Genomic DNA, 22302 nt, shown 5'->3' on the forward strand with positions numbered 1-22302 from the left:
CTTTCCGATTATTATTTTTAATTACAGGAGGTTGTAGCGTCTGCTTTTAACAGGTCGCCGCACTGAACGCAGCGGTATTCTGCTTCGCCACGCACCACACGGTTATGGCGTCGGACGGTAAGCTGATGTAACTGGCAGCGGCAGCGATAGGGGAAGGTGTTCTTACGCACGGATTGCACTTCAAACTTATGCGTGCGACGAGCGGGGACGCCAAGCACCGCTTCCATCATCCATTTCCACTCTTTGCCGTGTGGTGCTACGCGGCCAAAGTGTTTCCAGACCAACAGATGTGCCAGTTCATGCGGCACAACTTCATCAATGAAAGTTTGCTGATTTTCCATCAGCAATACCGGATTTAGACGAATTTCGTAGCTATCCATCCATGCGGTACCCGCAGCAGTGCCGCGCTGCTGATAGACCAGTTTCGGTTCAGGATAGTTTCGGCCCAACTGCTGATTGGCTTGTTGGAGTTTTTCTCGCAGGCAGCGCATAACGGCCTGTTGGAGTGCGATGGGGAGTCTTGGGGATTTCATAACGGCACAGATTAGTGCCAGGCGAAGCAGGGTGCAAGCCCCTCTCCATTGTGGAAAGGGGCGAGTGTGGTTTATTCGTGAGCGCCAATCTCACGTAAGCGGCGGCCTTTCATCAAGTTACGTTCGATGTGTTCCAGGGAAACGTGTTTGGTTTCTGGAATCAGCCACAGAGTGAGCACAATAAAGAACAGATTTAACGCCGCGTAGACCCAGAAGGTATTCGCGTTACCCAGAGTGTTAAGCATGGTCAGGAATGTTGCGCCGACGATCATGTTGGCAATCCAGTTGGTGGCGGTAGAGCAGGTGATACCAAAATCGCGGCCTTTCAGCGGTTGGATTTCAGAACACAGCACCCAAATCAGTGGACCCGCACTCATTGCAAAACCGACGATAAACATCAACAGCATTGCGATGGCGAAGTATTGCGCGCCCTGGGAGTGAATACCAATGTGCAGCATGGTACCCAGTATGCCCATGCCAACAGCCATCACCATGAAGCCCAGTACCAGCGTCGGTTTACGGCCCCAGCGGTCCACCAGACCGATCGCAATAAATGTCGCCAGTACGTTGATCAGCCCAACAATTACGGTGCCCCACATTTGTTGAGTGGTGTTGGTAAAGCCCGCTATTTCGAAGATTTTCGGCGCGTAATACATGATCACGTTCATACCGGTGAACTGCTGCATCACCTGAAGCAGAATGCCGAGGAACACCGCACGGCGGAAGTTGCTGTTGTCTTTAAACAGCGACCAACCGCTTTGTTTAACTTTCAGGCTTTCACGGATTTCTTCCAGTTCACGTTTGGCTTCGGCACTGGTATCACGCAGGCGCAACAGGACGCGCTCGGCATCGTGGAAACGACGTTTAGCAGCGAACCAGCGCGGGCTGTCTGGCAGGAAGAACACGCCAACCAGAAGAATCAGGGCTGGAATAGTAATGACGCCCAGCATCCAGCGCCATGAGCCGCTGTAGCTGAATGCGGTATCAGAAAGGTAAGCACCGAGAATCCCGATGGTAATCATCAGCTGGTACATCGAAATCATGCTGCCACGAATTTTTTCTGGCGCAATTTCAGACAGATAAAGCGGTGCGGTATAAGACGCAACACCGACTGCCAGCCCAAGCAACACGCGGGAAAGAATCAGGATTTCGGTATTCGGTGCAAACGCAGAACAGAGCGAACCTGCAACGAATAGCACTGCGCCAATCATCAGGCTGTATTTGCGCCCGATACGGAACGAGAGCCAGCCACTACCCACTGCACCGACTGCTGCACCAAACATCATCGAGCTGACAACCCACTCTTGTTGATGTGCGGTTATCTGGAAATCTTTCGCGATAAACGGCAACGCACCGGCAATAACGCCGATATCAAGGCCAAACAACAAACCTGCCAGGGCCGCAAGGAAACAGACGAAAAAGGTCATGCTTTTGTTCGAGCGCCCTTGTTTTTTTATGTCAGGCATAGTGCTCTCCAGTTGAATTATTTGGGGGTGTCTCGCTATTAAGGGTAGGGCAACGCTACGTGAAATTATGTGATGCAACTCACGTTAGTGTAATCGATTACACTAATGTCAAGAAGTGTATGTATAAATTTATTATATAAAACATAGCATTAAATGCTGATAATAAAAGAGAAAATAAGTAATCCGGACTAGTCTGAACATTTATGTAAACAGTGCGTCAACATTAATCTGTCATGAGGATTAATCTTAATTAACTATCTTTTAACGCATATGTAATCGCTTTCACTGGGCGTTTGTTGGAGATGGCTGGGGGGCAGATGGGGGTTGTGGAAATAAAAAAGACCAGCAGAGCGCTGGCCTTTTAGATTGCTGACAAAGGTCACTAAACAGGTGTTGTAGGGGGATAAGCGATAGCGCCATCCACCATTTTCGCCTGTTGTTGCAGATAAAAGTGTCGGAAGACGCTGCGCTTATCCGACCTACGAAGAGGTTTGTCATCGGTCTTAAAGACCAGCAGAGCGCTGGCCTTTTAGATTGCTGACAAAGGTCACTAAACAGGTGTTGTAGGGTGGATAAGCGATAGCACCATCCACCATTTTCGCCTGTTGTTGCAGATAAAAGTGTCGGATGACGCTGCGCTTATCCGACCTACGAAGAGGTTCGTCATCGGTCTTAAAGACCAGCAGAGCGCTGGCCTTTTAGATTGCTGACAAAGGTCACTAAACAGGTGTTGTAGGGGGATAAGCGATAGCGCCATCCACCATATTCGCCTGTTGTTGCAGATAAAAGTGTCGGAAGACGCTGCGCTTATCCGACCTACGAAGAGGTTTGTCATCGGTCTTAAAGACCAGCAGAGCGCTGGCCTTTTAGATTGCTGACAAAGGTCATTAAACAGGTGTTGTAGGGGGGATAAGCGATAGCGCCATCCACCATTTTCGCCTGTTGTTGCAGATAAAAGTGTCGGATGACGCTGCGCTTATCCGACCTACGTAGAGGTTTGTCATCGGTCTTAAAGACCAGCAGAGCGCTGGCCTTTAATGTCTGGAGCTCTGACGGATTTTACTTCAGGCCGGCAGCATCACGCAGCAATTCTGCTTTGTCGGTTTTTTCCCAAGGGAAATGCTCACGACCAAAGTGACCGTATGCGGCAGTTTCTTTGTAGATTGGGTGCAGCAGATCCAGCATCTGAATCAGGCCGTACGGACGCAGGTCGAAGAACTCGCGCACCAGCAGGGTCAGTTGTTCGGTAGAGATTTTCTCGGTACCGAAGGTTTCAACCATGATAGAAGTCGGTTCTGCCACGCCGATGGCGTAAGACACCTGGATTTCACAGCGGTCAGCCAGACCCGCAGCAACGATGTTTTTCGCGACATAACGCGCCGCGTATGCTGCGGAACGGTCAACTTTCGAAGGATCTTTACCAGAGAACGCACCGCCACCATGACGAGCCATACCGCCGTAGGTATCAACGATAATTTTACGACCGGTCAGACCGCAGTCACCCATTGGGCCACCGATAACAAAACGGCCTGTTGGGTTGATGTGGTATTTGGTGGAAGCGTTCAGCCATTCTGCTGGCAGAACCGGCTTGATGATCTCTTCCATTACCGCTTCTTGCAGCGTTTTAAGTTGAACATCTTCGGAGTGCTGAGTAGACAGAACAACGGCATCAATACCGACGATTTTACCGTCGTCGTACTGGAAAGTGATCTGGCTTTTCGCATCCGGGCGCAGCCACGGCAGGGAGCCATTTTTACGAACTTCAGCCTGGCGTTGAACCAGAAGGTGCGCGTAAGTGATTGGCGCTGGCATCAGCACTTCGGTTTCGTTGGTTGCATAACCAAACATCAGGCCCTGGTCGCCCGCACCTTGTTCCAGTGGATCGGTACGGTCAACGCCCTGGTTGATGTCCGGGGACTGCTTACCAATCGCGCTTAACACGGCACAAGAATTGGCATCAAAGCCCATATCAGAATGCACGTAGCCGATGTCACGAATCGTTTGGCGAGTGATTTCTTCGATATCAACCCAGGCGCTGGTGGTGATTTCACCGCCAACCAGAACCATGCCGGTTTTAACGTAAGTCTCACAAGCTACGCGTGCTTTTGGATCCTGCTCGAGGATCGCATCGAGGACCGCATCAGAGATTTGGTCAGCGATTTTATCGGGATGCCCTTCTGATACAGACTCGGACGTAAAGAGGTGCTTGGCCATATTTTATTCACCCTAAGAGAATTAGGTTAGTGCAGACTGCCGCTAATTGGCGCTCGTATCAGTGCGATATACTGATATTCGGAGTTTTAGCCACAGGATTAATTTCAGGCAGTCTAACAGTTAATCGGTATAGATGGATTAACATCTGGACGGCTATTCTAGGTTATCCCTTAATCAGATTACCAGTGATTTTTCTACCCGCAAGTTTCTAAGCATAATCTTGGATGGCAATTTTTACTGACAGTGCCGCAAAGCAGGGATTTTTGTTTTGCAATTTTTGGCTGTTATCGGTATAAAGCGGCGCGCGCGGCTCATTCAACAAGCACACATTTCTACGTGTTGCCCACTTCCAGCCGGGTTGAGCAAATTTCTTAGCTTTGGCTTGTCGCATGCCCTAAATGGTATGTGTGGAGGTGTCAGGATTGAAAAACCGCTGTAATTCACAGAATCTGGCTCACCAGTCTGGTGCGCATTTGCCTCTCTCAATAAGCATCTCTTTGCTGCATTCCTGCCGATGTTATACCCATCTCGGCGCTTCTCAGGACTCTCGGGCCGGTTTTTAAACCCGTGAAATTCTGAACAAGGGCTCTCTTGTCATCGATAAGAGTATTCTCGTGGTTTCGCCGATTCGTTCTACGAAGCTCGGTTACGTGTTTTTACAATGATATGAAAAAGAAACCGGTCGCACAGTTTGTCTGTCAGCGTCTTATGCTGCCGATACGCGCTGTTAATGGGTTGTTATTGCGGGATACCCCTGCGATAGTAGTCAACTGTTTTGCACATTCGTTTAAATTTGAGGTTCGCCATGTCTGACAAAATCTCTTCTGTTTCGGGTTCGTCAGTGGGCGAGCAGGATGTACACCGCTCCATGCAGGAGGTTGCCATGAGCTCCCAGGAAGCCAGCAAAATGCTGCGTACTTACAATATTGCCTGGTGGGGCAATAACTATTACGACGTCAACGAACTCGGTCACATTACCGTTTGCCCGGACCCTGATGTCCCAGAGGCTCGTGTTGATCTCGCTGAACTCGTAAAAGCCCGTGAAGCACAGGGGCAGCGTTTGCCTGCACTGTTCTGTTTCCCGCAGATTTTGCAGCACCGCCTGCGTTCAATTAATGCCGCGTTTAAACGTGCGCGCGAGTCTTATGGCTACAACGGAAACTACTTCCTCGTTTACCCAATCAAAGTAAACCAACACCGCCGCGTCATTGAATCGCTGATTCATTCCGGTGAGCCGCTGGGCCTGGAAGCGGGTTCTAAAGCCGAATTGATGGCGGTACTGGCGCATGCGGGCATGACCCGTTCGGTGATTGTCTGTAACGGCTATAAAGACCGTGAATACATCCGCCTGGCGTTGATTGGCGAGAAGATGGGTCACAAGGTTTATCTGGTCATCGAGAAGATGTCAGAAATTCGCATTGTGCTGGAAGAAGCTGAGCGTCTGAATGTGGTGCCGCGTCTTGGCGTGCGTGCACGTCTGGCATCGCAAGGTTCCGGTAAATGGCAGTCTTCAGGCGGCGAGAAATCAAAATTTGGTCTGGCGGCGACGCAGGTTTTGCAACTGGTTGAAATGTTGCGTGAAGCCGGTCGTATCGACAGCCTGCAATTACTGCATTTCCACCTCGGTTCGCAAATGGCGAATATTCGCGATATCGCCACCGGCGTGCGTGAATCGGCGCGTTTCTACGTTGAGCTGCACAAGATGGGCGTAAACATCGAATGCTTCGATGTCGGCGGCGGTCTGGGCGTGGACTATGAAGGCACGCGTTCGCAGTCAGATTGTTCGGTCAACTATGGCCTGAACGAATATGCGAACAACATCATTTGGGCGATTGGCGACGCATGTGAAGAAAACGGCCTGCCGCACCCGACGGTTATCACCGAGTCTGGCCGTGCGGTGACCGCGCACCACACCGTGTTGGTGTCTAACATCATCGGTGTTGAACGCAACGAATACACCACGCCAACGGCTCCGGCTGCAGATGCGTCCCGTGCACTGCAAAGCATGTGGGAAACCTGGGGCGAAATGCACGAGCCGAACAACCGTCGCTCGCTGCGTGAATGGCTGCACGATAGCCAGAACGATCTGCATGATATCCATACCGGCTACTCGGCGGGGAGTTTCTCTTTGCAGGAGCGTGCCTGGGCGGAGCAGCTTTATCTGAGCATGTGCCATGAAATTCAGCGCCTGCTTGACCCTAGCAACCGCGCACACCGCCCGATCATCGACGAACTGCAAGAACGTATGGCGGATAAGATTTACGTCAACTTCTCGTTGTTCCAGTCCATGCCGGATGCGTGGGGTATCGATCAACTGTTCCCGGTACTGCCGCTGGAAGGTCTGAACCAGATCCCAGAGCGTCGTGCGGTACTGCTGGATATCACCTGTGATTCCGACGGTGCTATCGATCACTACATCGATGGTGACGGTATTGCGACAACTATGCCGATGCCAGAATACGATGCAGAAAACCCACCGCTGTTGGGCTTCTTTATGGTTGGGGCATACCAGGAAATTCTGGGCAACATGCACAACCTGTTTGGTGATACCGAAGCGGTTGACGTGTTTGTCTTCCCTGACGGCAGCGTAGAGGTGGAGCTTTCTGATGAAGGCGATACCGTTGCGGACATGCTGGAATACGTTCAGCTTGATCCAAAAACTCTGCTCAAACATTTCCGCGATCAGGTGAAACAGACCGATCTGGATGCCGGTTTGCAGCAGCAGTTCCTCGAAGAGTTTGAGGCTGGGTTGTATGGCTATACTTATTTAGAAGACGAGTAAATTACTCGGCGTACTTCGAGTCGCAGGGGTGTTGGCCGCACTCACTTACCCCAGTCACTTACTTAAGTAAGCTCCCGGGGATAAGCTCCTTTGCCGCCTACCTGTAACGCGAATTACTAGAGTAATTAGTATACAAATAAGGTTACATTCGGCGATAATCCGCCAACAAGCAGTCTGAATGAATCCAGTCCCTTCCTCGTCGGGTTAACGACGCGGAAGGGACTTTTTTTTGCAAATAATTACCATCATCGTGAGGTCAAACCATGAGCACCTTAGGCCATCAGTACGACAATTCCCTGGTATCCAATGCCTTCGGTTTTTTACGTTTTCCACTGAACTTCATGCCGTATGACAGCGATGCCGATTGGGTGATCACTGGCGTTCCTTTTGATGCGGCAACCTCTGGCCGTGCAGGCGGGCGTCATGGCCCTGCGGCTATTCGTCAGGTTTCTACCAACCTGGCGTGGGAAGGTAACCGCTTCCCGTGGAATTTCGACATGCGTGAGCGTCTGAACGTTGTTGACTGTGGCGACCTGGTTTATGCCTTCGGTGATGCGCGTGATATGAGCGAACGCCTGCAAGCTCACGCAGAAAAACTGCTGGCTGCCGGTAAACGTATGCTCTCTTTCGGTGGCGACCACTTCGTGACTCTGCCGCTGTTGCGCGCTCACGCTAAGCACTTTGGTAAAATGGCGCTGGTGCATTTCGATGCGCACACTGACACCTATGCGAACGGTTGCGAGTTCGACCACGGCACCATGTTCTACACCGCGCCAAAAGAAGGTCTGATCGACCCGAATCATTCTGTGCAGATTGGTATTCGTACCGAGTTCGACAAAGATAATGGCTTTACCGTGCTGGATGCAGGCCAGGTGAACGACCGTACTGTTGACGATGTGCTGGCGCAGGTGAAGCAAATTGTTGGCGATATGCCAGTTTATCTGACCTTTGATATCGACTGCATCGATCCTGCTTTCGCACCAGGCACCGGTACGCCGGTTATCGGTGGTCTGACTACCGATCGCGCGCTGAAACTGGTTCGTGGTTTGAAAGATTTGAACATCGTTGGTATGGACGTTGTAGAAGTGGCTCCGGCTTACGACCAGTCTGAAATTACTGCTTTGGCGGGCGCGACGTTGGCGCTGGAGATGTTGTATATCCAGGCGGCTAAGAAAGGCGAGTAATCAGGCTATTTTACTTGCCATTTTGAACCCGGGCAGTGCTCGCCATCCTCACGTACTTTGTGTACGCTCCGGTGGCTGCGCGCTGCCCGAGTCCAAACTGCCTGCGACAATTACGCCTGAGGCAGTCATTTGAAAATTACTTCAGCCCATCTGCCGTCATGCGGTCACGAATGTGTTGCGCACGTTCTGCAGACGCTGGATGGTCGTCGAGCATTGAGCTTTGGCGGCCTTCTTCCCCTTTAGCCAATTTCTCAAAACTGGTTGCCAGGCCAATTGGGTTGATGCCACGTTTTCTCAACAAATCATACGAATAGTCATCGGCTTCCGATTCCTGACGCTGGGAGAACTGTGCATTTACCAGTTTCTCACCCAAATCGCCAAGCTGTGACTGTGACAAACTGCCAATCATTCCGCCCGCAGAGGCCGCTGCAACACGCGCTGCGTTAGTCCCCAGCGCGACCTGCATCCCTTTCTTCACATGGCCGAGCGCCACGTGGCCCATTTCGTGGCCGATAACCGCTTCGACTTCGTTATCGTTCATCATGTCCATCAGGCCGCTGTACACGCGGATACAGCCGTTGGCCATCGCGAAGGCGTTCACGTCTTTGGTGACGTAAACCTTGTAGTTCACCGGCATGCCGTTGATGTTATCGCCCAATGCCGCAGCGATTTTGTTCAGGCGTTGCGCATACTCGCTACTGGCCGGTGCGATAGACGCTTTGCTGTCCAGTTCGGCACAGGATTTGTCGCTCAGCTCTTTGACCTGCGCATCACTTAATGTGTACGCCTGAAAGACTTCAGCACCGGAAGCCAGCAGGCCGTTGGAATCCATATTCTGGCAACCACTCACCAGGACTGCAACGCTCAGGCTCAGTAAAATTGGGCGCATCTTCATGCCAATATCCTTAATAAATGACAACTACTCTGGGGGATCGAGCCACATATCGCTGGCTGGTGGCTTGAGTATAAAGAAGTTAACGCATGCTGCGCATCAACATGCGCAACATGCGAGCAGCTTCCAGAGATTTCTTAACCGGACAAAAGGATGCTCCATGTACATGGCACACGGCTTGCGGTACATTGATGGCAATTTTTTGGGCGTAGCCCATAACGCATAGTAGTCAAGGCCTGACCTTCAACCATCCGATCTGGAGTCAAAATGTCCTCTCGTAAAGAGCTTGCCAATGCTATTCGTGCACTCAGCATGGACGCAGTACAAAAAGCCAAATCCGGTCACCCGGGTGCCCCTATGGGTATGGCCGACATTGCCGAAGTCCTGTGGCGCGATTTCCTGAACCATAACCCGCAGAACCCTGCATGGGCTGACCGTGACCGCTTCGTGCTGTCTAACGGCCATGGTTCAATGCTGATTTACAGCTTGCTGCACCTCACAGGCTATGACCTGCCGATTGAAGAACTGAAAAACTTCCGTCAGCTGCATTCCAAAACTCCGGGTCACCCGGAAGTGGGCTACACCGCGGGTGTTGAAACCACAACTGGCCCGCTGGGTCAGGGTGTGGCGAACGCAGTCGGTATGGCAATCGCAGAACGCACCATGGCGGCACAGTTCAACCGTCCTGGTCATGACATCGTTGACCACTTCACCTACACCTTTATGGGTGATGGCTGCATGATGGAAGGCATTTCCCACGAAGTTTGCTCGCTGGCGGGTACGCTGGGTCTGGGTAAACTGGTTGCCTTCTATGATGACAACGGTATCTCTATCGACGGCCACGTTGAAGGATGGTTCACTGACGATACAGCGAAACGCTTTGAAGCCTACGGCTGGCACGTTGTGCGCGGCGTTGACGGCCACGATGCAGACGCTATCAAACGCGCTGTTGAAGAAGCCAAAGCGGTTACCGACAAACCTTCACTGCTGATGTGCAAAACCATCATCGGTTTCGGTTCACCAAACAAAGCCGGTACCCACGATTCCCACGGCGCACCTTTGGGTGACGCAGAAATCGCACTGACCCGTGAAGCACTGGGCTGGAAACACGCGCCATTCGAAATCCCGCAAGATATTTATGCTCAGTGGGATGCTCGCGAAGCAGGCCAGGCGAAAGAAGCGGCATGGAACGAGAAGTTCGCTGCCTACGCTCGCGCCTTCCCGCAAGAAGCCGCAGAATTTATCCGTCGTATGAAAGGCGACATGCCTGCTGATTTCGCAGCTAAAGCGCAAGAGTTCATCAAGAACCTGCAAGCTAACCCTGCGAAAATCGCCAGCCGTAAAGCGTCCCAGAACACCATCGAAGCATTCGGTCACTTGTTGCCTGAATTCCTTGGCGGCTCTGCTGACCTTGCACCGTCTAACCTGACTATCTGGTCTGGTTCCAAAGCCATCAACGAAGACCTGGCCGGTAACTACATCCATTACGGTGTACGTGAATTCGGTATGACGGCGATTGCCAACGGTATCGCGCTGCACGGTGGTTTCCTGCCGTACACCTCTACCTTCCTGATGTTTGTTGAATATGCCCGTAACGCGGTGCGTATGGCAGCACTGATGAAGCAACGCCAGGTGATGGTCTACACCCATGACTCAATCGGTCTGGGTGAAGATGGCCCGACTCACCAGCCAGTGGAGCAGCTTGCTGCCCTGCGTGTGACGCCGAACATGAGCACATGGCGTCCATGTGACCAGGTTGAGTCTGCGGTGGCGTGGAAATACGCTGTAGAACGTCACGACGGCCCGACCGCGCTGATCTTCTCCCGTCAGAACTTGGCACAGCAAGATCGTACTGAACAGCAACTGGCGGATATCGCCCGTGGCGCATACGTTCTGAAAGACTGCGCAGGCACGCCTGAGCTTATCCTGATTGCCACCGGTTCTGAAGTTGAACTGGCGGTTGCAGCCTGGGATCAACTGACTGCTGAAGGCATTAAAGCGCGCGTGGTTTCCATGCCGTCTACCGATGCATTCGACAAACAGGACCCTGCTTACCGTGAAGCGGTACTGCCGAAAGCGGTTGCTGCGCGTGTTGCTATCGAAGCCAGCATCGCTGACTACTGGTACAAATACGTTGGCCTGAACGGTGCTGTTGTGGGTATGACGACCTTTGGTGAGTCTGCTCCAGCTGAACTGCTGTTCGAAGAGTTTGGTTTCACTGTTGCAAACGTAGTGAAACAGGCTAAAGCAGTTCTGTAATCGCTTCATGCTAGTTAAACGGGTCGCTCAGGCGACCCGTTTTTTATGGTTATCCTCAATAAAACGGGTTGTCTTACATCGCAAAAGTATAATCAATCAAGTATTAAATTGTGATCTTCATTGCATAGTCGCAAATAACACAAAACATGAATTTGTGATCAGGTTAAAATTATTGCTATTGACATGTTTATATTTTATTTTTTTGCATTTTTAATTCCTTGAATTTATTGATTAAAATTTTTCTCACTCAATAAATAACATTTCCTCTCCCTCATTTGATTTATTTTCCACGCCGTCATACTTTAATTGAAAATAAAAACACCCTACAAAATGAGGAAGACAGTATGCGGTTAATAGATTATTTCCCTGATGCTGCCATATCTATAAAAAACTCTGCCGATGACTGGCAACAGGCAATAGATTATTCAATGGAAGTGCTATTGCAAAAAGGCTATGTCACCGCTTCATACATTGATGCAATTAAAAAGACCACCCAGGAAACTGGCCCATATTATATTCTGGCTCCTTTTGTTGCGATGCCTCATGCCAGGCCAGAATGCGGCGCAATTAAAACAGGTTTATCTCTTACGCTATTAAAAAACACCGTGGGTTTTGGCGATAACCACGAACCGGTGAAATTATTAATCGGGTTGTCAGCGGCTGATTCAGATGAGCATATCGGTGCTATTCAGGCATTAAGCGAAATGTTCTGTGAAGAATCAACAATTGAAGCTTTGCTGAATGCGAAAACCGATCAGCAACTCAAGGATATTATCACTCAAGAGTAATCATTCTCTCGTCAGGATAAATATGAAAAATAAATCAGCTCGTGCCAAAGTCCAGGCTTTCGGCGGATTTCTTACAGCTATGGTTATCCCCAATATCGGCGCATTTATCGCGTGGGGTTTTATTACCGCGTTATTTATTCCAACCGGCTGGATGCCTAATGAACATTTCGCCAAAATAGTCGGCCCAATGATCACCTATTTGCTACCGGTGATGATTGGCTCAACCGGTGGCCATTTAATTGGTGGGAAACGCGGTGCGGTGATGGGCGGAATTGGTACCATCGGCGTGATAGTCGGTGCCGATATTCCGATGTTCATCGGTGCGATGATCATGGGGCCACTCGGTGGCTGGGTGATTAAAGTTATCGACCGCACGCTGGAGAAGCGTATTCCGCCAGGCTTTGAGATGGTGATTAATAACTTCTCATTGGGTATTGCCGGGATGCTGCTTTGCCTGTTTGCCTTTGAAATTATTGGCCCTGCGGTGTTAGTGGCGAACAATTTCGTGAAAGAGTGCATTGAAGCGTTGGTCAGCACCGGTTATTTACCGCTGTTGTCGCTGATTAACGAACCCGCGAAGATCCTGTTCCTGAACAATGCAATCGATCAGGGTGTTTACTACCCATTAGGCATGCAGCAAGCGTCTGACACCGGGAAATCTATCTTCTTTATGGTGGCGTCGAATCCAGGCCCTGGGCTCGGTTTGCTGCTTGGTTTTGCAGTGTTTGGCAAAGGAATGGCAAAAAAATCCGCACCAGGTGCGATGATCATTCACTTCCTGGGCGGTATTCACGAACTCTATTTCCCGTATGTTTTAATGAAGCCGTTGACGCTGATTGCCATGATTGCGGGCGGGATGTCCGGAATTTATACCTTTAATCTGTTGGGTGGCGGCCTGGTTGCAGGGCCAAGTCCGGGTTCCATCTTTGCTTATCTCGCCCTCACGCCGCGTGGTGCCTTCTTTGCCACCATTGCCGGTGTCACCGTGGCGACAGCCGTTTCATTTGTGATTACCGCATTCATTCTGAAACTGGATCGCAGCAAAGAAGTCGAGAAAGAGGACAACTTTGATGAGACTGCCAGCGCCATGAAAGCGATGAAACAGGAAGGGGCGTGGAGTACCGGTCCAGTGAAATTGGTCGCGTTTGTTTGCGATGCGGGCATGGGCTCAAGCGCTATGGGAGCCACCACGTTTCGTAAGCGTCTGCAAAAACAGGGCATAGAAACAGAAGTTAAACACTACGCCATAGAAAATGTACCTGAACACGCAGAGATAATCGTCACGCATGCCAGCCTGGAAGGGCGCGTCAAACTGGTGACTAACAAACCGCTGATCCTGATTAATAACTATATTGGCGACCCGAAACTCGATGCGTTATTTAATGAATTAACCGCTAAGGCTTAATAATAAGGATTCTTATGAAAACTAAAGTTGCAGCCATTTATGGCAAGCGGGACGTCCGTATCCGTGAGTTTGAATTACCGGCAATCACTGATGATGAGTTATTAGTGAGCGTTATTTCAGATAGCGTGTGTTTATCAACATGGAAAGCGGCGCTACTGGCGAGTGACCATAAACGTGTACCAGATGATTTAAATAACCACCCAGTAATTACCGGGCATGAATGCGCAGGAGTCATTGTCGAAGTCGGGAATAATCTTCTCGGCCAATATAAGAAAGGCCAGCGTTATGTATTACAACCGGCAATGGGTTTGCCGAGTGGATATTCAGCCGGTTATAGCTATGAATACTTCGGTGGCAATGCCACGTATATGATTATCCCAAAACAGGCTATCGATCTGGGCTGTGTTTTACCTTATAGAGGATCATATTTTGCAGCCGCCTCTTTAGCGGAGCCAATGTGCTGTATTATTGGGGCTTATAAAGCGAACTATCACACCACGCAATACGTTTATGAACATCGCATGGGAATTAAACCCGGTGGCAACCTGGCATTATTAGCCTGTGCCGGGCCGATGGGCATCGGTGCCATTGATTATGCAATTAACGGCAATATCAAACCGGGCAAAGTGGTGGTGGTTGATATCGATGAAGCCAGACTGGCACAGGCACAAAAACTCTTGCCTGTAGAGCTGGCGGCCAAAAACGGTATCGAGTTGGTGTATGTGAACAGCAAAGAACTGGATAACCCTGCGGCGGCGTTACGTGAGATGACCGGTGGTACGGGCTTTGATGACGTCTTCGTTTATGCCGCCGTACCTGCGGTGATTGAGCTGGGTGATGACCTGCTCGCTGACGACGGCTGCCTGAATTTCTTCGCCGGACCAACGGATAAAAACTTCAAGGTGCCGTTTAATTTCTACAACGTGCATTACGGCAGCACGCATATTGTTGGCACATCTGGCGGCTCCGCCGATGACATGATTGAAGCCATTGAACTTGCTGCCAGCGGGCGATTACAGCCTTCGTTTATGGTTACGCATGTGGGTGGCCTGGATGCGGTTCCTGAAACCGTGCTGAATCTGCCGGATATCCCGGGCGGTAAAAAGCTGATTTACAACGGTGTCACCATGCCGCTGACGGCAATCACTGAATTCGCCAGCCTGGGTGAAACCGATCCATTATTTAAACGCCTTGCCGAACTGGTGGCTGAAACACACGGCGTCTGGAACGAAGCGGCGGAAAAGCATCTGTTAGCCCATTTTGGCGTTGATATCGGTGTGGAGGCCTAACCATGAAAACGCTGGCTTATCCATTTTTCCGCACCACGGAACGGGCCGCGCTTGCAGCCTGGCCATTGATCGGCTGCGGCGATAAGAATCAGATTGATGGCGTGGCTGTGCAGGCAATGCGTGATGCACTTAATCAAATTGATATGCAGGGGCGGATTGTCATTGGCGAAGGGGAGATTGACCACGCGCCGATGCTGTATATCGGCGAGATGTTAGGAAAGGGCGATTCCCGGCAAATCGATATCGCCGTTGACCCCATCGAAGGCACGCGCATGGTGGCGATGGGGCAAAACAATGCGCTGGCGGTGATGGCCTGCGCACCGGTTGGTACCTTGCTGCATGCCCCCGATATGTATATGAAGAAAATCGTGGTGGGCAAGAAAGCCAAAGGGGTGATTAGCCTTGCGGCAACGCTCGCAGATAACCTAAAAAATATTGCCAACGCGCTCGGCAAACCGCTGGAGCGTTTGCGGATGGTGACCCTCGATAAACCCCGCCACCAGGCAATAATTGCCGAAGCTACAAGCCTGGGCGTGAAAGTGATTGCATTACCGGATGGTGACGTGGCTGCAAGCGTGATGACTTGCTTGCTGGATAATCAATACGACGTGATGTACAGCATTGGCGGCGCACCAGAGGGCGTAATTTCTGCCTGTGCGGTGAAAGCATTAGGTGGCGAAATGCAGGTGGAATTAATGGATTTCTGCCAGGCAAAAGGGGAGACGCCTGAACATCGCCAAATTGCTGATTCTGAGCAACGCCGCTGCCGTGAAATGGGCGTCGAAATCAATCGTATTTACAGCCTTGATGAAATCGTCAAAAGCGACGAGGTATTATTTTCCGCAACCGGCGTAACCGGCGGGGATATTTTGCAGGGAGTGCGCGAAGAAGGTGATGTTGTACGCACTCAAACGCTCTTGATTAATGGTATAGAGCGTACCTGTAATATTATAGACTCTTTACATCACCTCTAATGTACTGAGCTATTAATGACCACCTTGAACGAAGATGAAGTACTTGAACAACTGGAAGCGCAAAGTGATTTGGCCTCATTTATGAGCGTCGCGCACGATATTTTGCTTTCCGGCATCAGGCAATTTCTACCTTCGTTATTTGTTGATAATGATGAAGAGATCGTTGAGTACGCGGTTAAGCCTTTGCTTGCCAGAAGTGGGCCGCTGGATGATATCGACGTTGCGCTGCGCCTGATTTACGCGCTGGGGAAAATGGATAAATGGCTGTATGCCGATATTACCTGTTTTTCCCAGTTCTGTGATTTTGTGCAACACAGCAAAGTGGCAATTCAGTTTCATGATGACGTCACTTACGATTTTATTGCGAACCTCAATTCGATTACCCAAAACGCGACATTGTTTAATGCAATAAAAAGCATGAAGTATTCGGATTTCTCAATCTATTCCGAAGCGCGTTATGGCGGCTTAGTGAAAACGGCGTTATCTCTGGCGGTGACTTCATTATTGAAGGAGCTAGTCTGGTGAAAGTCACATTAATTATTAATGGATTAGAGACACAAGCCTGTTTTAAAGAACAAGAAGTCGAAGCGTTACATAAGCCTTTATTAAAGCAACTCGCCGCAAAGCAAAAGCAATTACAGCGTCGGCTGGTGGTATTTTTGGCGGCTCCACCCGGCACCGGTAAGTCAACGCTGGTGGCGTTTTGGGAATATTTGTCTTCGCTCGATCCGGCATTACCTGCGATACAGGCTTTACCGATGGATGGCTTCCATCACTACAACGAATATCTGCTTGCGAACAATCTCAAGCAACATAAAGGCGCACCGCAAACGTTTAATATTCAGAAGCTAACTGGTGCATTGCAGGATCTGCAAAAGCCTGGCAGTCGCTGGCCGCAGTACGATCGTAATCTGCACGATCCGCTGGAAAATGCGATTACCGTTGAAGCGCCCATTGTGGTGGTTGAAGGCAATTGGCTGCTGCTCAATCAGCCAGAGTGGCAGGCATTGCGCCCCCTTTGCGATTTTTCTGTGTTTATCGCTGCTCCTGCGGAATTGCTTTCCGAACGATTGATTAGCCGAAAAATACGTGGCGGCTTGAGCCGTGAGCAGGCGGAGGAATTTTTCCACGCCACTGATGGGCCGAATGTTTTACGTGTGCTCGAAGGAAGCCTGTCTGCCGATATGCAGTTAGTTATGGATGAGCAGGGTGGCTATCATCTCAATTGATACCGGCAGGGTCGTGTGAACGACTCTGTGGTATTTCCATTATTCCTGCTGATAGCTGGTTGTTATTCATTCAACGTGGGTTTCTTGTTGCATTTATTCCATCAAATTTGTGACGTATGTCAGAAGATCGGTTGCCTGTCATGGGGTAACGTTCCATTTATTCCCCGTATCGCTTAACATGGCTGAAGCGTTTCAGTCGAATAAATGTTCGACAATTAAGCAAACAATTGCAGTTTCGAGAGTGCGAGGATTCCCCTCAGACGATTGCTGGATTACTCTGTCAGCCACTTAGTCTCAGGGATTCTGGCAGGAGAGATATGACCGTTCGCATAGCAATTAATGGCTTCGGTCGCATTGGGCGCAACGTGGTACGTGCATTGTACGAATCCGGTCGCCGTGCGGAAATTACCGTCGTAGCAATCAATGAACTGGCTGATGCTGCGGGCATGGCGCATCTGTTGAAGTATGACACTAGCCATGGTCGTTTCGCCTGGGACGTTCGTCAGGAACGCAACCAGTTATGGGTAGGTGATGACACCGTCCGTATTCTGCACGAACCGGATATTGCTGATTTACCGTGGCGTGAACTGGGCGTGGATGTGGTGCTGGATTGTACCGGTGTGTTTGGCTCCCGTGCAGACGGTGAAGCGCATCTGGCAGCCGGTGCCAAAAAAGTCCTCTTCTCTCATCCCGGCGGTAACGACCTCGACGCCACCGTGGTTTACGGTGTGAATCATGAAAGTGTGGTTGCTGAACATCGCATTGTTTCGAATGCTTCCTGCACCACAAACTGCATTATTCCTATTATCAAATTGCTTGATGATGCGTACGGTATTGAATGGGGCACAGTGACCACCATCCATTCCGCGATGCACGATCAACAAGTTATCGACGCCTATCATCCAGACTTGCGCCGCACACGTGCCGCCAGCCAGTCTATTATTCCTGTTGATACGCGTCTTGCTGCTGGTATCACACGTATTTTCCCGCAATTTAACGATCGCTTCGAGGCGATTGCGGTACGTGTTCCGACCATTAACGTCACGGCGATCGATTTAAGCGTGACGGTGAAAAAAGCAGTCAATGCTAATGAAGTCAATAGGTTGCTGCAAAAAGAAGCACGTGATTCATTTCATGGTATAGTTGACTATACGGAATTACCGTTGGTCTCGACTGATTTTAACCATGATCCGCACAGTGCCATTGTTGATGGCACACAAACGCGGGTCAGTGGGCAACATCTGATTAAAACTTTAGTCTGGTGTGATAACGAATGGGGCTTTGCTAACCGAATGCTCGACACGACGTTAGTCATGGCCGCAAGTGGTTTCAGGTAAGGCGCATAAAGCGTCCGCAAAACTTTAAGAATCAACGAGAGGATTCACCATGTCTGTAATTAAGATGACCGATCTGGATCTGGCTGGAAAACGTGTTCTGATCCGTGCAGATTTGAACGTACCAGTTAAAGAAGGGAAAGTGACATCTGACGCACGTATCCGTGCATCACTGCCAACTATCGAATTAGCCCTGAAACAAGGCGCTAAAGTGATGGTAACTTCTCACCTGGGTCGTCCGACTGAAGGCGAGTACAACGAAGAATTCTCTCTGCTGCCGGTTGTTAACTACCTGAAAGACAAATTGTCTGCTCCGGTTCGCCTGGCTAAAGATTACCTTGATGGCGTTGAAGTTGCTGCGGGTGAACTGGTTGTTCTGGAAAACGTTCGCTTTAACAAAGGCGAAAAGAAAGACGACGAAACCCTGTCTAAAAAATACGCTGCACTGTGCGACGTATTCGTCATGGACGCTTTCGGTACTGCACACCGTGCACAGGCTTCTACCCACGGCGTTGGCAAATTTGCAGATATCGCTTGTGCAGGCCCGCTGCTGGCTGAAGAGCTGAGCGCACTGGGTAAAGCATTGAAAGAACCTGCTCGCCCAATGGTGGCTATCGTTGGCGGTTCTAAAGTTTCTACCAAACTGACCGTTCTGGATTCCCTGTCCAAAATTGCTGACCAGCTGATTGTTGGTGGTGGCATCGCGAACACCTTCGTTGCAGCTCAAGGCCACAACGTCGGTAAATCCCTGTACGAAGCAGACCTGGTTGACGAAGCTAAACGCCTGCTGACTATTTGTGACATCCCAGTTCCTGCTGATGTTCGCGTAGCGACTGAGTTCTCTGAGACTGCAACTGCAACTCTGAAATCTGTAAACGACGTGAAATCTGACGAGCAGATTCTGGATATCGGTGATGCTTCTGCGCAGCAACTGGCTGAAATCCTGAAGAATGCAAAAACCATTCTGTGGAACGGCCCGGTTGGCGTGTTCGAATTCCCGAACTTCCGTAAAGGTACTGAAATCGTTGCTAACGCTATCGCTGACAGTGAAGCGTTCTCTATTGCAGGCGGCGGTGACACCCTGGCAGCTATCGACCTGTTCGGTATTGCAGACAAAATCTCCTACATCTCCACTGGTGGCGGCGCATTCCTCGAATTCGTGGAAGGTAAAGTTCTGCCAGCAGTAGCTATGCTCGAAGAGCGCGCTAAGAAGTAATGATGATGGGCAGGGTCTCCTGCCCGTTTAATTTTTGCCGCCGCTAAGTCTTAGGTGGCACAAACGTTTTTTCTAACGGCCGACGATACAGGACAACCAAACATGTCTAAGATTTTTGATTTCGTAAAACCAGGTGTTATCACCGGTGATGACGTACAGAAAGTTTTCCAGGTAGCAAAAGAAAACAATTTTGCTCTGCCAGCAGTTAACTGCGTAGGCACTGACTCTATCAACGCCGTTATCGAAACTGCTGCAAAAGTTAAAGCACCAGTTATCGTTCAGTTCTCCAACGGTGGCGCAGCGTTCATGGCGGGTAAAGGCCTGAAAGCTGAAGGCCAACAAGCTGCAATCCTCGGTGGTATCTCTGGTGCGCACCATGTGCATCTGATGGCTGAACATTACGGTGTTCCAGTTATTCTGCACACTGACCACTGCGCTAAGAAACTGCTGCCATGGTTAGACGGCCTGTTGGACGCTGGCGAAAAACACTTCGCAGCAACTGGCAAACCACTGTTCTCTTCTCACATGATTGACCTGTCAGAAGAGTCCCTGGAAGAGAACATCGAAATCTGTTCTAAGTATCTGGAGCGTATGTCTAAAATCGGCATGACTCTGGAAATCGAACTGGGTTGCACCGGTGGCGAAGAAGATGGCGTAGATAACAGCCATATGGACGCATCTTCTCTGTACACTCAGCCAGAAGACGTTGATTACGCTTACGAAAAACTGAATGCTATTAGCCCACGTTTCACTATCGCGGCTTCTTTCGGTAACGTTCACGGCGTTTACAAACCAGGTAACGTGGTTCTGACCCCAACTATCCTGCGCGATTCTCAGGACTATGTTTCTAAGAAACATAATCTGCCGCACAACAGCCTGAACTTCGTATTCCACGGTGGTTCTGGTTCTTCTGCTCAAGAAATCAAAGACTCCGTAAGCTACGGCGTAGTGAAAATGAACATCGATACCGATACCCAGTGGGCAACATGGGAAGGTATCCTGAACTACTACAAAGCGAACGAAGCTTACCTGCAAGGCCAGTTGGGCAACCCGAAAGGCGAAGACCAACCGAACAAGAAATACTACGATCCACGTGTATGGCTGCGTTCTGCTCAGACTTCTATGATCACCCGTCTGGAGCAAGCATTCAAAGAACTGAACGCGATCGACGTTCTGTAATTTGAAGCAGTCAATGCTTGAATCAAGCCCGCCTCGTGCGGGCTTTTTCTATCACGATGAGAGCGCAATCGCTTTTATCTCAAGATTTATTATTGAAATATCGATCCATATTCACTTTTATTAATTTTTATATAAAAAATCTTACTTAAATACACATTCAAATATTATTAGAGCTTTCATTAATTAAATTTTAAAAATAACAAAATTAGTTTAATATCGTGAAGTCCACTTAAGATAAATCTTCTCTTGCCATAATAAAAAACAGCATAAACAGCGGCTTATTTAAGCTTATATGTTTAAATTATCTCCATAACTTTATTTTATCAGGGTATATAAGGTTGATATTCATCATGTTAAGGGCAGATCGCCATTCTGTAATTCATTGTTTTTAAATGATATTTTTTATTTGACTGCTTTGTATGCAATTGATGGTCGAGTATTTGTGAGTCAAGCCACATAACATCGGTATCACTATTCGTTATGATCTGCGGCATGGAAATTAATTAGGCGCAGAACTTCATGGACAATAATACATTACCTAAAACACAACAGTTGCTTGTCTTTCAGGAAGTGGTGAGGAGTGGTTCATTTGGTTCTGCTGCAAAACAACTTAGTCTGACTCAGCCTGCGGTCAGCAAAATTATTAGTGATATGGAAGCCTATTTTGGCTTAGAACTTATCATCAGAAAAAATACCGGTGTAAAATTAACCGAAGCAGGCAAAGTTCTACTGACTTACTCAGAGTCCATCACACGTGAGTTGAGAAATCTGTGTAGTGAAATGAATCAAATGGTCGGCAACGGTGTGGTCGATGTTTCATTCGGTTACCCCTCTCTGATTGGTTTTACTTTTTTGCCAGGGATGATGAAAGAGTTTAAAGAAGTTTTCCCACAGGCTCAGGTTTCGATGTTCGAAGCTCAACTGTCCTCTTTCTTACCTGCAATCCGCGATGGTCGTCTGGATTTTGCGATTGGTACATTGAGCGACGAGATGTTGTTACAGGATCTGCATATCGAACCATTGTTTGAGTCAGAGTTCATTCTGGTAGCGAACCGAACCCGGAAGATTCAAGGGACAACAACGCTTAGCGATCTGACGCAAGAACAATGGGTGTTGCCGCAAACGGAAATGGGATATTACAGTGAACTTCTCACCACGCTGCAAAAAAATAATATTAAGAGTGAAAACATCGTTAAAACAGACTCAGTCGTCACGATTTATAATCTCGTATTGAATGCTGATTTCCTGACGGTCATTCCACGAGATATGATTTCTCCATTTGGCTCCAACTCATTTATTAAAATCCCTGTGGAAGATAAATTACCCATCGCTCGTTATGCCGCCGTATGGTCTAAAAATTATCGAATTACTCAATCGGCAGCAACATTAGTTGAGCTTGCGAAAAAACATTCATTACGTACTCGGTTTCAATTTAATCAATTAACTGAAGTAGCTTAATTAAACTCAGTAATTGAACTGAATTCTATAAACAATTCCCAGTGATAATTTGATTATATTATCACCGCCTATATTTCTGTTTTTAAAATGTTGAGGTCAA

Annotated in this window: 19 protein-coding genes; 15 read left to right on the plus strand and 4 right to left on the minus strand. The window is 49.2% G+C overall.

What is annotated here, in order from left to right; translation table 11 throughout:
- Nucleotides 1-17: 17 nt before the first annotated feature.
- The 3 genes from MNO13_RS03620 to metK form a co-directional block, all read right to left on the minus strand.
- Complete coding sequence (locus MNO13_RS03620; protein WP_121814911.1) at nt 18-533, minus strand: SprT family zinc-dependent metalloprotease; 516 nt, start codon at nt 531-533, stop codon at nt 18-20.
- A gap of 71 nt (nt 534-604) precedes the next feature.
- Nucleotides 605-1999 carry a sugar porter family MFS transporter gene (locus tag MNO13_RS03625; protein WP_121814912.1) on the minus strand — a complete coding sequence of 465 codons (1395 nt, stop codon included), beginning with the start codon at nt 1997-1999 and terminating at the stop codon, nt 605-607.
- A 1059-nt stretch (nt 2000-3058) separates the two neighbouring features.
- On the minus strand, nt 3059-4213 hold the full coding sequence (gene metK, locus MNO13_RS03630; protein WP_064543569.1) for a methionine adenosyltransferase: 1155 nt from the start codon (nt 4211-4213) through the stop codon (nt 3059-3061).
- A gap of 398 nt (nt 4214-4611) precedes the next feature.
- Here metK and MNO13_RS24410 point away from each other — a divergent pair, with 398 nt between their 5' ends.
- From MNO13_RS24410 to speB, 4 genes are all read left to right on the plus strand, one after another.
- On the plus strand, nt 4612-4776 hold the full coding sequence (locus tag MNO13_RS24410; RefSeq protein WP_422387207.1) for a hypothetical protein: 165 nt from the start codon (nt 4612-4614) through the stop codon (nt 4774-4776).
- 145 nt (nt 4777-4921) lie between these two features.
- On the plus strand, nt 4922-5026 hold the full coding sequence (locus tag MNO13_RS03635) for a virulence promoting factor (RefSeq protein ID WP_370090879.1): 105 nt from the start codon (nt 4922-4924) through the stop codon (nt 5024-5026).
- Nucleotides 5019-6995: a biosynthetic arginine decarboxylase gene (speA, locus tag MNO13_RS03640; protein ID WP_074388524.1), complete on the plus strand. Its 1977-nt coding sequence runs from the start codon at nt 5019-5021 to the stop codon at nt 6993-6995. Before MNO13_RS03635 ends, speA begins: the two co-directional genes overlap by 8 nt.
- 263 nt (nt 6996-7258) lie before the next feature.
- Nucleotides 7259-8179, plus strand: coding sequence for an agmatinase (gene speB / locus MNO13_RS03645; RefSeq protein WP_064543574.1), 921 nt, complete (start codon nt 7259-7261; stop codon nt 8177-8179).
- Nucleotides 8180-8315: 136 nt separating this feature from the next.
- On the opposite strand, the gene loiP is transcribed toward speB, so the two are convergent.
- Nucleotides 8316-9074, minus strand: coding sequence for a metalloprotease LoiP (loiP, locus tag MNO13_RS03650; RefSeq protein ID WP_064543577.1), 759 nt, complete (start codon nt 9072-9074; stop codon nt 8316-8318).
- A gap of 264 nt (nt 9075-9338) precedes the next feature.
- On the opposite strand from loiP, the gene tkt reads away from it, so the two are divergent.
- The 11 genes from tkt to tdcA all read left to right on the plus strand — a co-directional run bounded on the left by tkt (nt 9339) and on the right by tdcA (nt 22202).
- Nucleotides 9339-11330: a transketolase gene (gene tkt, locus MNO13_RS03655; RefSeq protein WP_064543579.1), complete on the plus strand. Its 1992-nt coding sequence runs from the start codon at nt 9339-9341 to the stop codon at nt 11328-11330.
- A 344-nt stretch (nt 11331-11674) separates the two neighbouring features.
- A complete protein-coding gene (gene cmtB, locus MNO13_RS03660) occupies nt 11675-12118 on the plus strand; it encodes a PTS mannitol transporter subunit IIA (protein ID WP_064543582.1) in 444 nt (147 codons plus the stop codon).
- A 22-nt stretch (nt 12119-12140) separates the two neighbouring features.
- Nucleotides 12141-13523: a PTS mannitol transporter subunit IIBC gene (locus MNO13_RS03665; RefSeq protein ID WP_064543584.1), complete on the plus strand. Its 1383-nt coding sequence runs from the start codon at nt 12141-12143 to the stop codon at nt 13521-13523.
- 14 nt (nt 13524-13537) lie between these two features.
- Nucleotides 13538-14812, plus strand: a complete 1275-nt coding sequence (locus tag MNO13_RS03670; RefSeq protein ID WP_064543586.1) for a zinc-binding dehydrogenase — start codon at nt 13538-13540, stop codon at nt 14810-14812.
- A gap of 2 nt (nt 14813-14814) precedes the next feature.
- Complete coding sequence (glpX, locus tag MNO13_RS03675; RefSeq protein ID WP_064543588.1) at nt 14815-15786, plus strand: class II fructose-bisphosphatase; 972 nt, start codon at nt 14815-14817, stop codon at nt 15784-15786.
- A 15-nt stretch (nt 15787-15801) separates the two neighbouring features.
- Nucleotides 15802-16311 (plus strand): MltR family transcriptional regulator, encoded by a 510-nt coding sequence (locus MNO13_RS03680; RefSeq protein WP_064543590.1) that lies wholly within the window; start codon nt 15802-15804, stop codon nt 16309-16311.
- Complete coding sequence (locus MNO13_RS03685) at nt 16308-17015, plus strand: nucleoside/nucleotide kinase family protein (RefSeq protein ID WP_064543592.1); 708 nt, start codon at nt 16308-16310, stop codon at nt 17013-17015. The genes MNO13_RS03680 and MNO13_RS03685 overlap by 4 nt, the downstream gene beginning before the upstream one ends.
- A gap of 317 nt (nt 17016-17332) precedes the next feature.
- The gene (gene epd / locus MNO13_RS03690) at nt 17333-18352 is read left to right on the plus strand and encodes an erythrose-4-phosphate dehydrogenase (RefSeq protein ID WP_064543594.1); all 1020 of its coding nucleotides are present in this window, start codon (nt 17333-17335) and stop codon (nt 18350-18352) included.
- A gap of 49 nt (nt 18353-18401) precedes the next feature.
- A complete protein-coding gene (gene pgk, locus MNO13_RS03695) occupies nt 18402-19565 on the plus strand; it encodes a phosphoglycerate kinase (protein ID WP_064543596.1) in 1164 nt (387 codons plus the stop codon).
- A gap of 102 nt (nt 19566-19667) precedes the next feature.
- Nucleotides 19668-20744: a class II fructose-bisphosphate aldolase gene (gene fbaA, locus MNO13_RS03700; RefSeq protein ID WP_064543598.1), complete on the plus strand. Its 1077-nt coding sequence runs from the start codon at nt 19668-19670 to the stop codon at nt 20742-20744.
- 519 nt (nt 20745-21263) lie between these two features.
- A complete protein-coding gene (tdcA, locus tag MNO13_RS03705) occupies nt 21264-22202 on the plus strand; it encodes a transcriptional regulator TdcA (RefSeq protein WP_064543600.1) in 939 nt (312 codons plus the stop codon).
- The last annotated feature ends 100 nt before the right edge of the window (nt 22203-22302 follow it).

The sequence above is a fragment of the Buttiauxella ferragutiae genome (assembly GCF_022637515.1).
Classification (GTDB): domain Bacteria; phylum Pseudomonadota; class Gammaproteobacteria; order Enterobacterales; family Enterobacteriaceae; genus Buttiauxella; species Buttiauxella ferragutiae.

Excerpts from the sequence above, each read along its gene's own strand:
- MNO13_RS03620 (WP_121814911.1), bottom strand. The coding sequence starts at position 533 with ATGAAATCCCCAAGACTCCCCATCGCACTCCAACAGGCCGTTATGCGC.
- MNO13_RS03625 (WP_121814912.1), bottom strand. The coding sequence starts at position 1,999 with ATGCCTGACATAAAAAAACAAGGGCGCTCGAACAAAAGCATGACCTTT.
- metK (WP_064543569.1), bottom strand. The coding sequence starts at position 4,213 with ATGGCCAAGCACCTCTTTACGTCCGAGTCTGTATCAGAAGGGCATCCC.
- MNO13_RS24410 (WP_422387207.1), top strand. The coding sequence starts at position 4,612 with ATGGTATGTGTGGAGGTGTCAGGATTGAAAAACCGCTGTAATTCACAG.
- MNO13_RS03635 (WP_370090879.1), top strand. The coding sequence starts at position 4,922 with ATGCTGCCGATACGCGCTGTTAATGGGTTGTTATTGCGGGATACCCCT.
- speA (WP_074388524.1), top strand. The coding sequence starts at position 5,019 with ATGTCTGACAAAATCTCTTCTGTTTCGGGTTCGTCAGTGGGCGAGCAG.
- speB (WP_064543574.1), top strand. The coding sequence starts at position 7,259 with ATGAGCACCTTAGGCCATCAGTACGACAATTCCCTGGTATCCAATGCC.
- loiP (WP_064543577.1), bottom strand. The coding sequence starts at position 9,074 with ATGAAGATGCGCCCAATTTTACTGAGCCTGAGCGTTGCAGTCCTGGTG.
- tkt (WP_064543579.1), top strand. The coding sequence starts at position 9,339 with ATGTCCTCTCGTAAAGAGCTTGCCAATGCTATTCGTGCACTCAGCATG.
- cmtB (WP_064543582.1), top strand. The coding sequence starts at position 11,675 with ATGCGGTTAATAGATTATTTCCCTGATGCTGCCATATCTATAAAAAAC.
- MNO13_RS03665 (WP_064543584.1), top strand. The coding sequence starts at position 12,141 with ATGAAAAATAAATCAGCTCGTGCCAAAGTCCAGGCTTTCGGCGGATTT.
- MNO13_RS03670 (WP_064543586.1), top strand. The coding sequence starts at position 13,538 with ATGAAAACTAAAGTTGCAGCCATTTATGGCAAGCGGGACGTCCGTATC.
- glpX (WP_064543588.1), top strand. The coding sequence starts at position 14,815 with ATGAAAACGCTGGCTTATCCATTTTTCCGCACCACGGAACGGGCCGCG.
- MNO13_RS03680 (WP_064543590.1), top strand. The coding sequence starts at position 15,802 with ATGACCACCTTGAACGAAGATGAAGTACTTGAACAACTGGAAGCGCAA.
- epd (WP_064543594.1), top strand. The coding sequence starts at position 17,333 with ATGACCGTTCGCATAGCAATTAATGGCTTCGGTCGCATTGGGCGCAAC.
- pgk (WP_064543596.1), top strand. The coding sequence starts at position 18,402 with ATGTCTGTAATTAAGATGACCGATCTGGATCTGGCTGGAAAACGTGTT.
- fbaA (WP_064543598.1), top strand. The coding sequence starts at position 19,668 with ATGTCTAAGATTTTTGATTTCGTAAAACCAGGTGTTATCACCGGTGAT.
- tdcA (WP_064543600.1), top strand. The coding sequence starts at position 21,264 with ATGGACAATAATACATTACCTAAAACACAACAGTTGCTTGTCTTTCAG.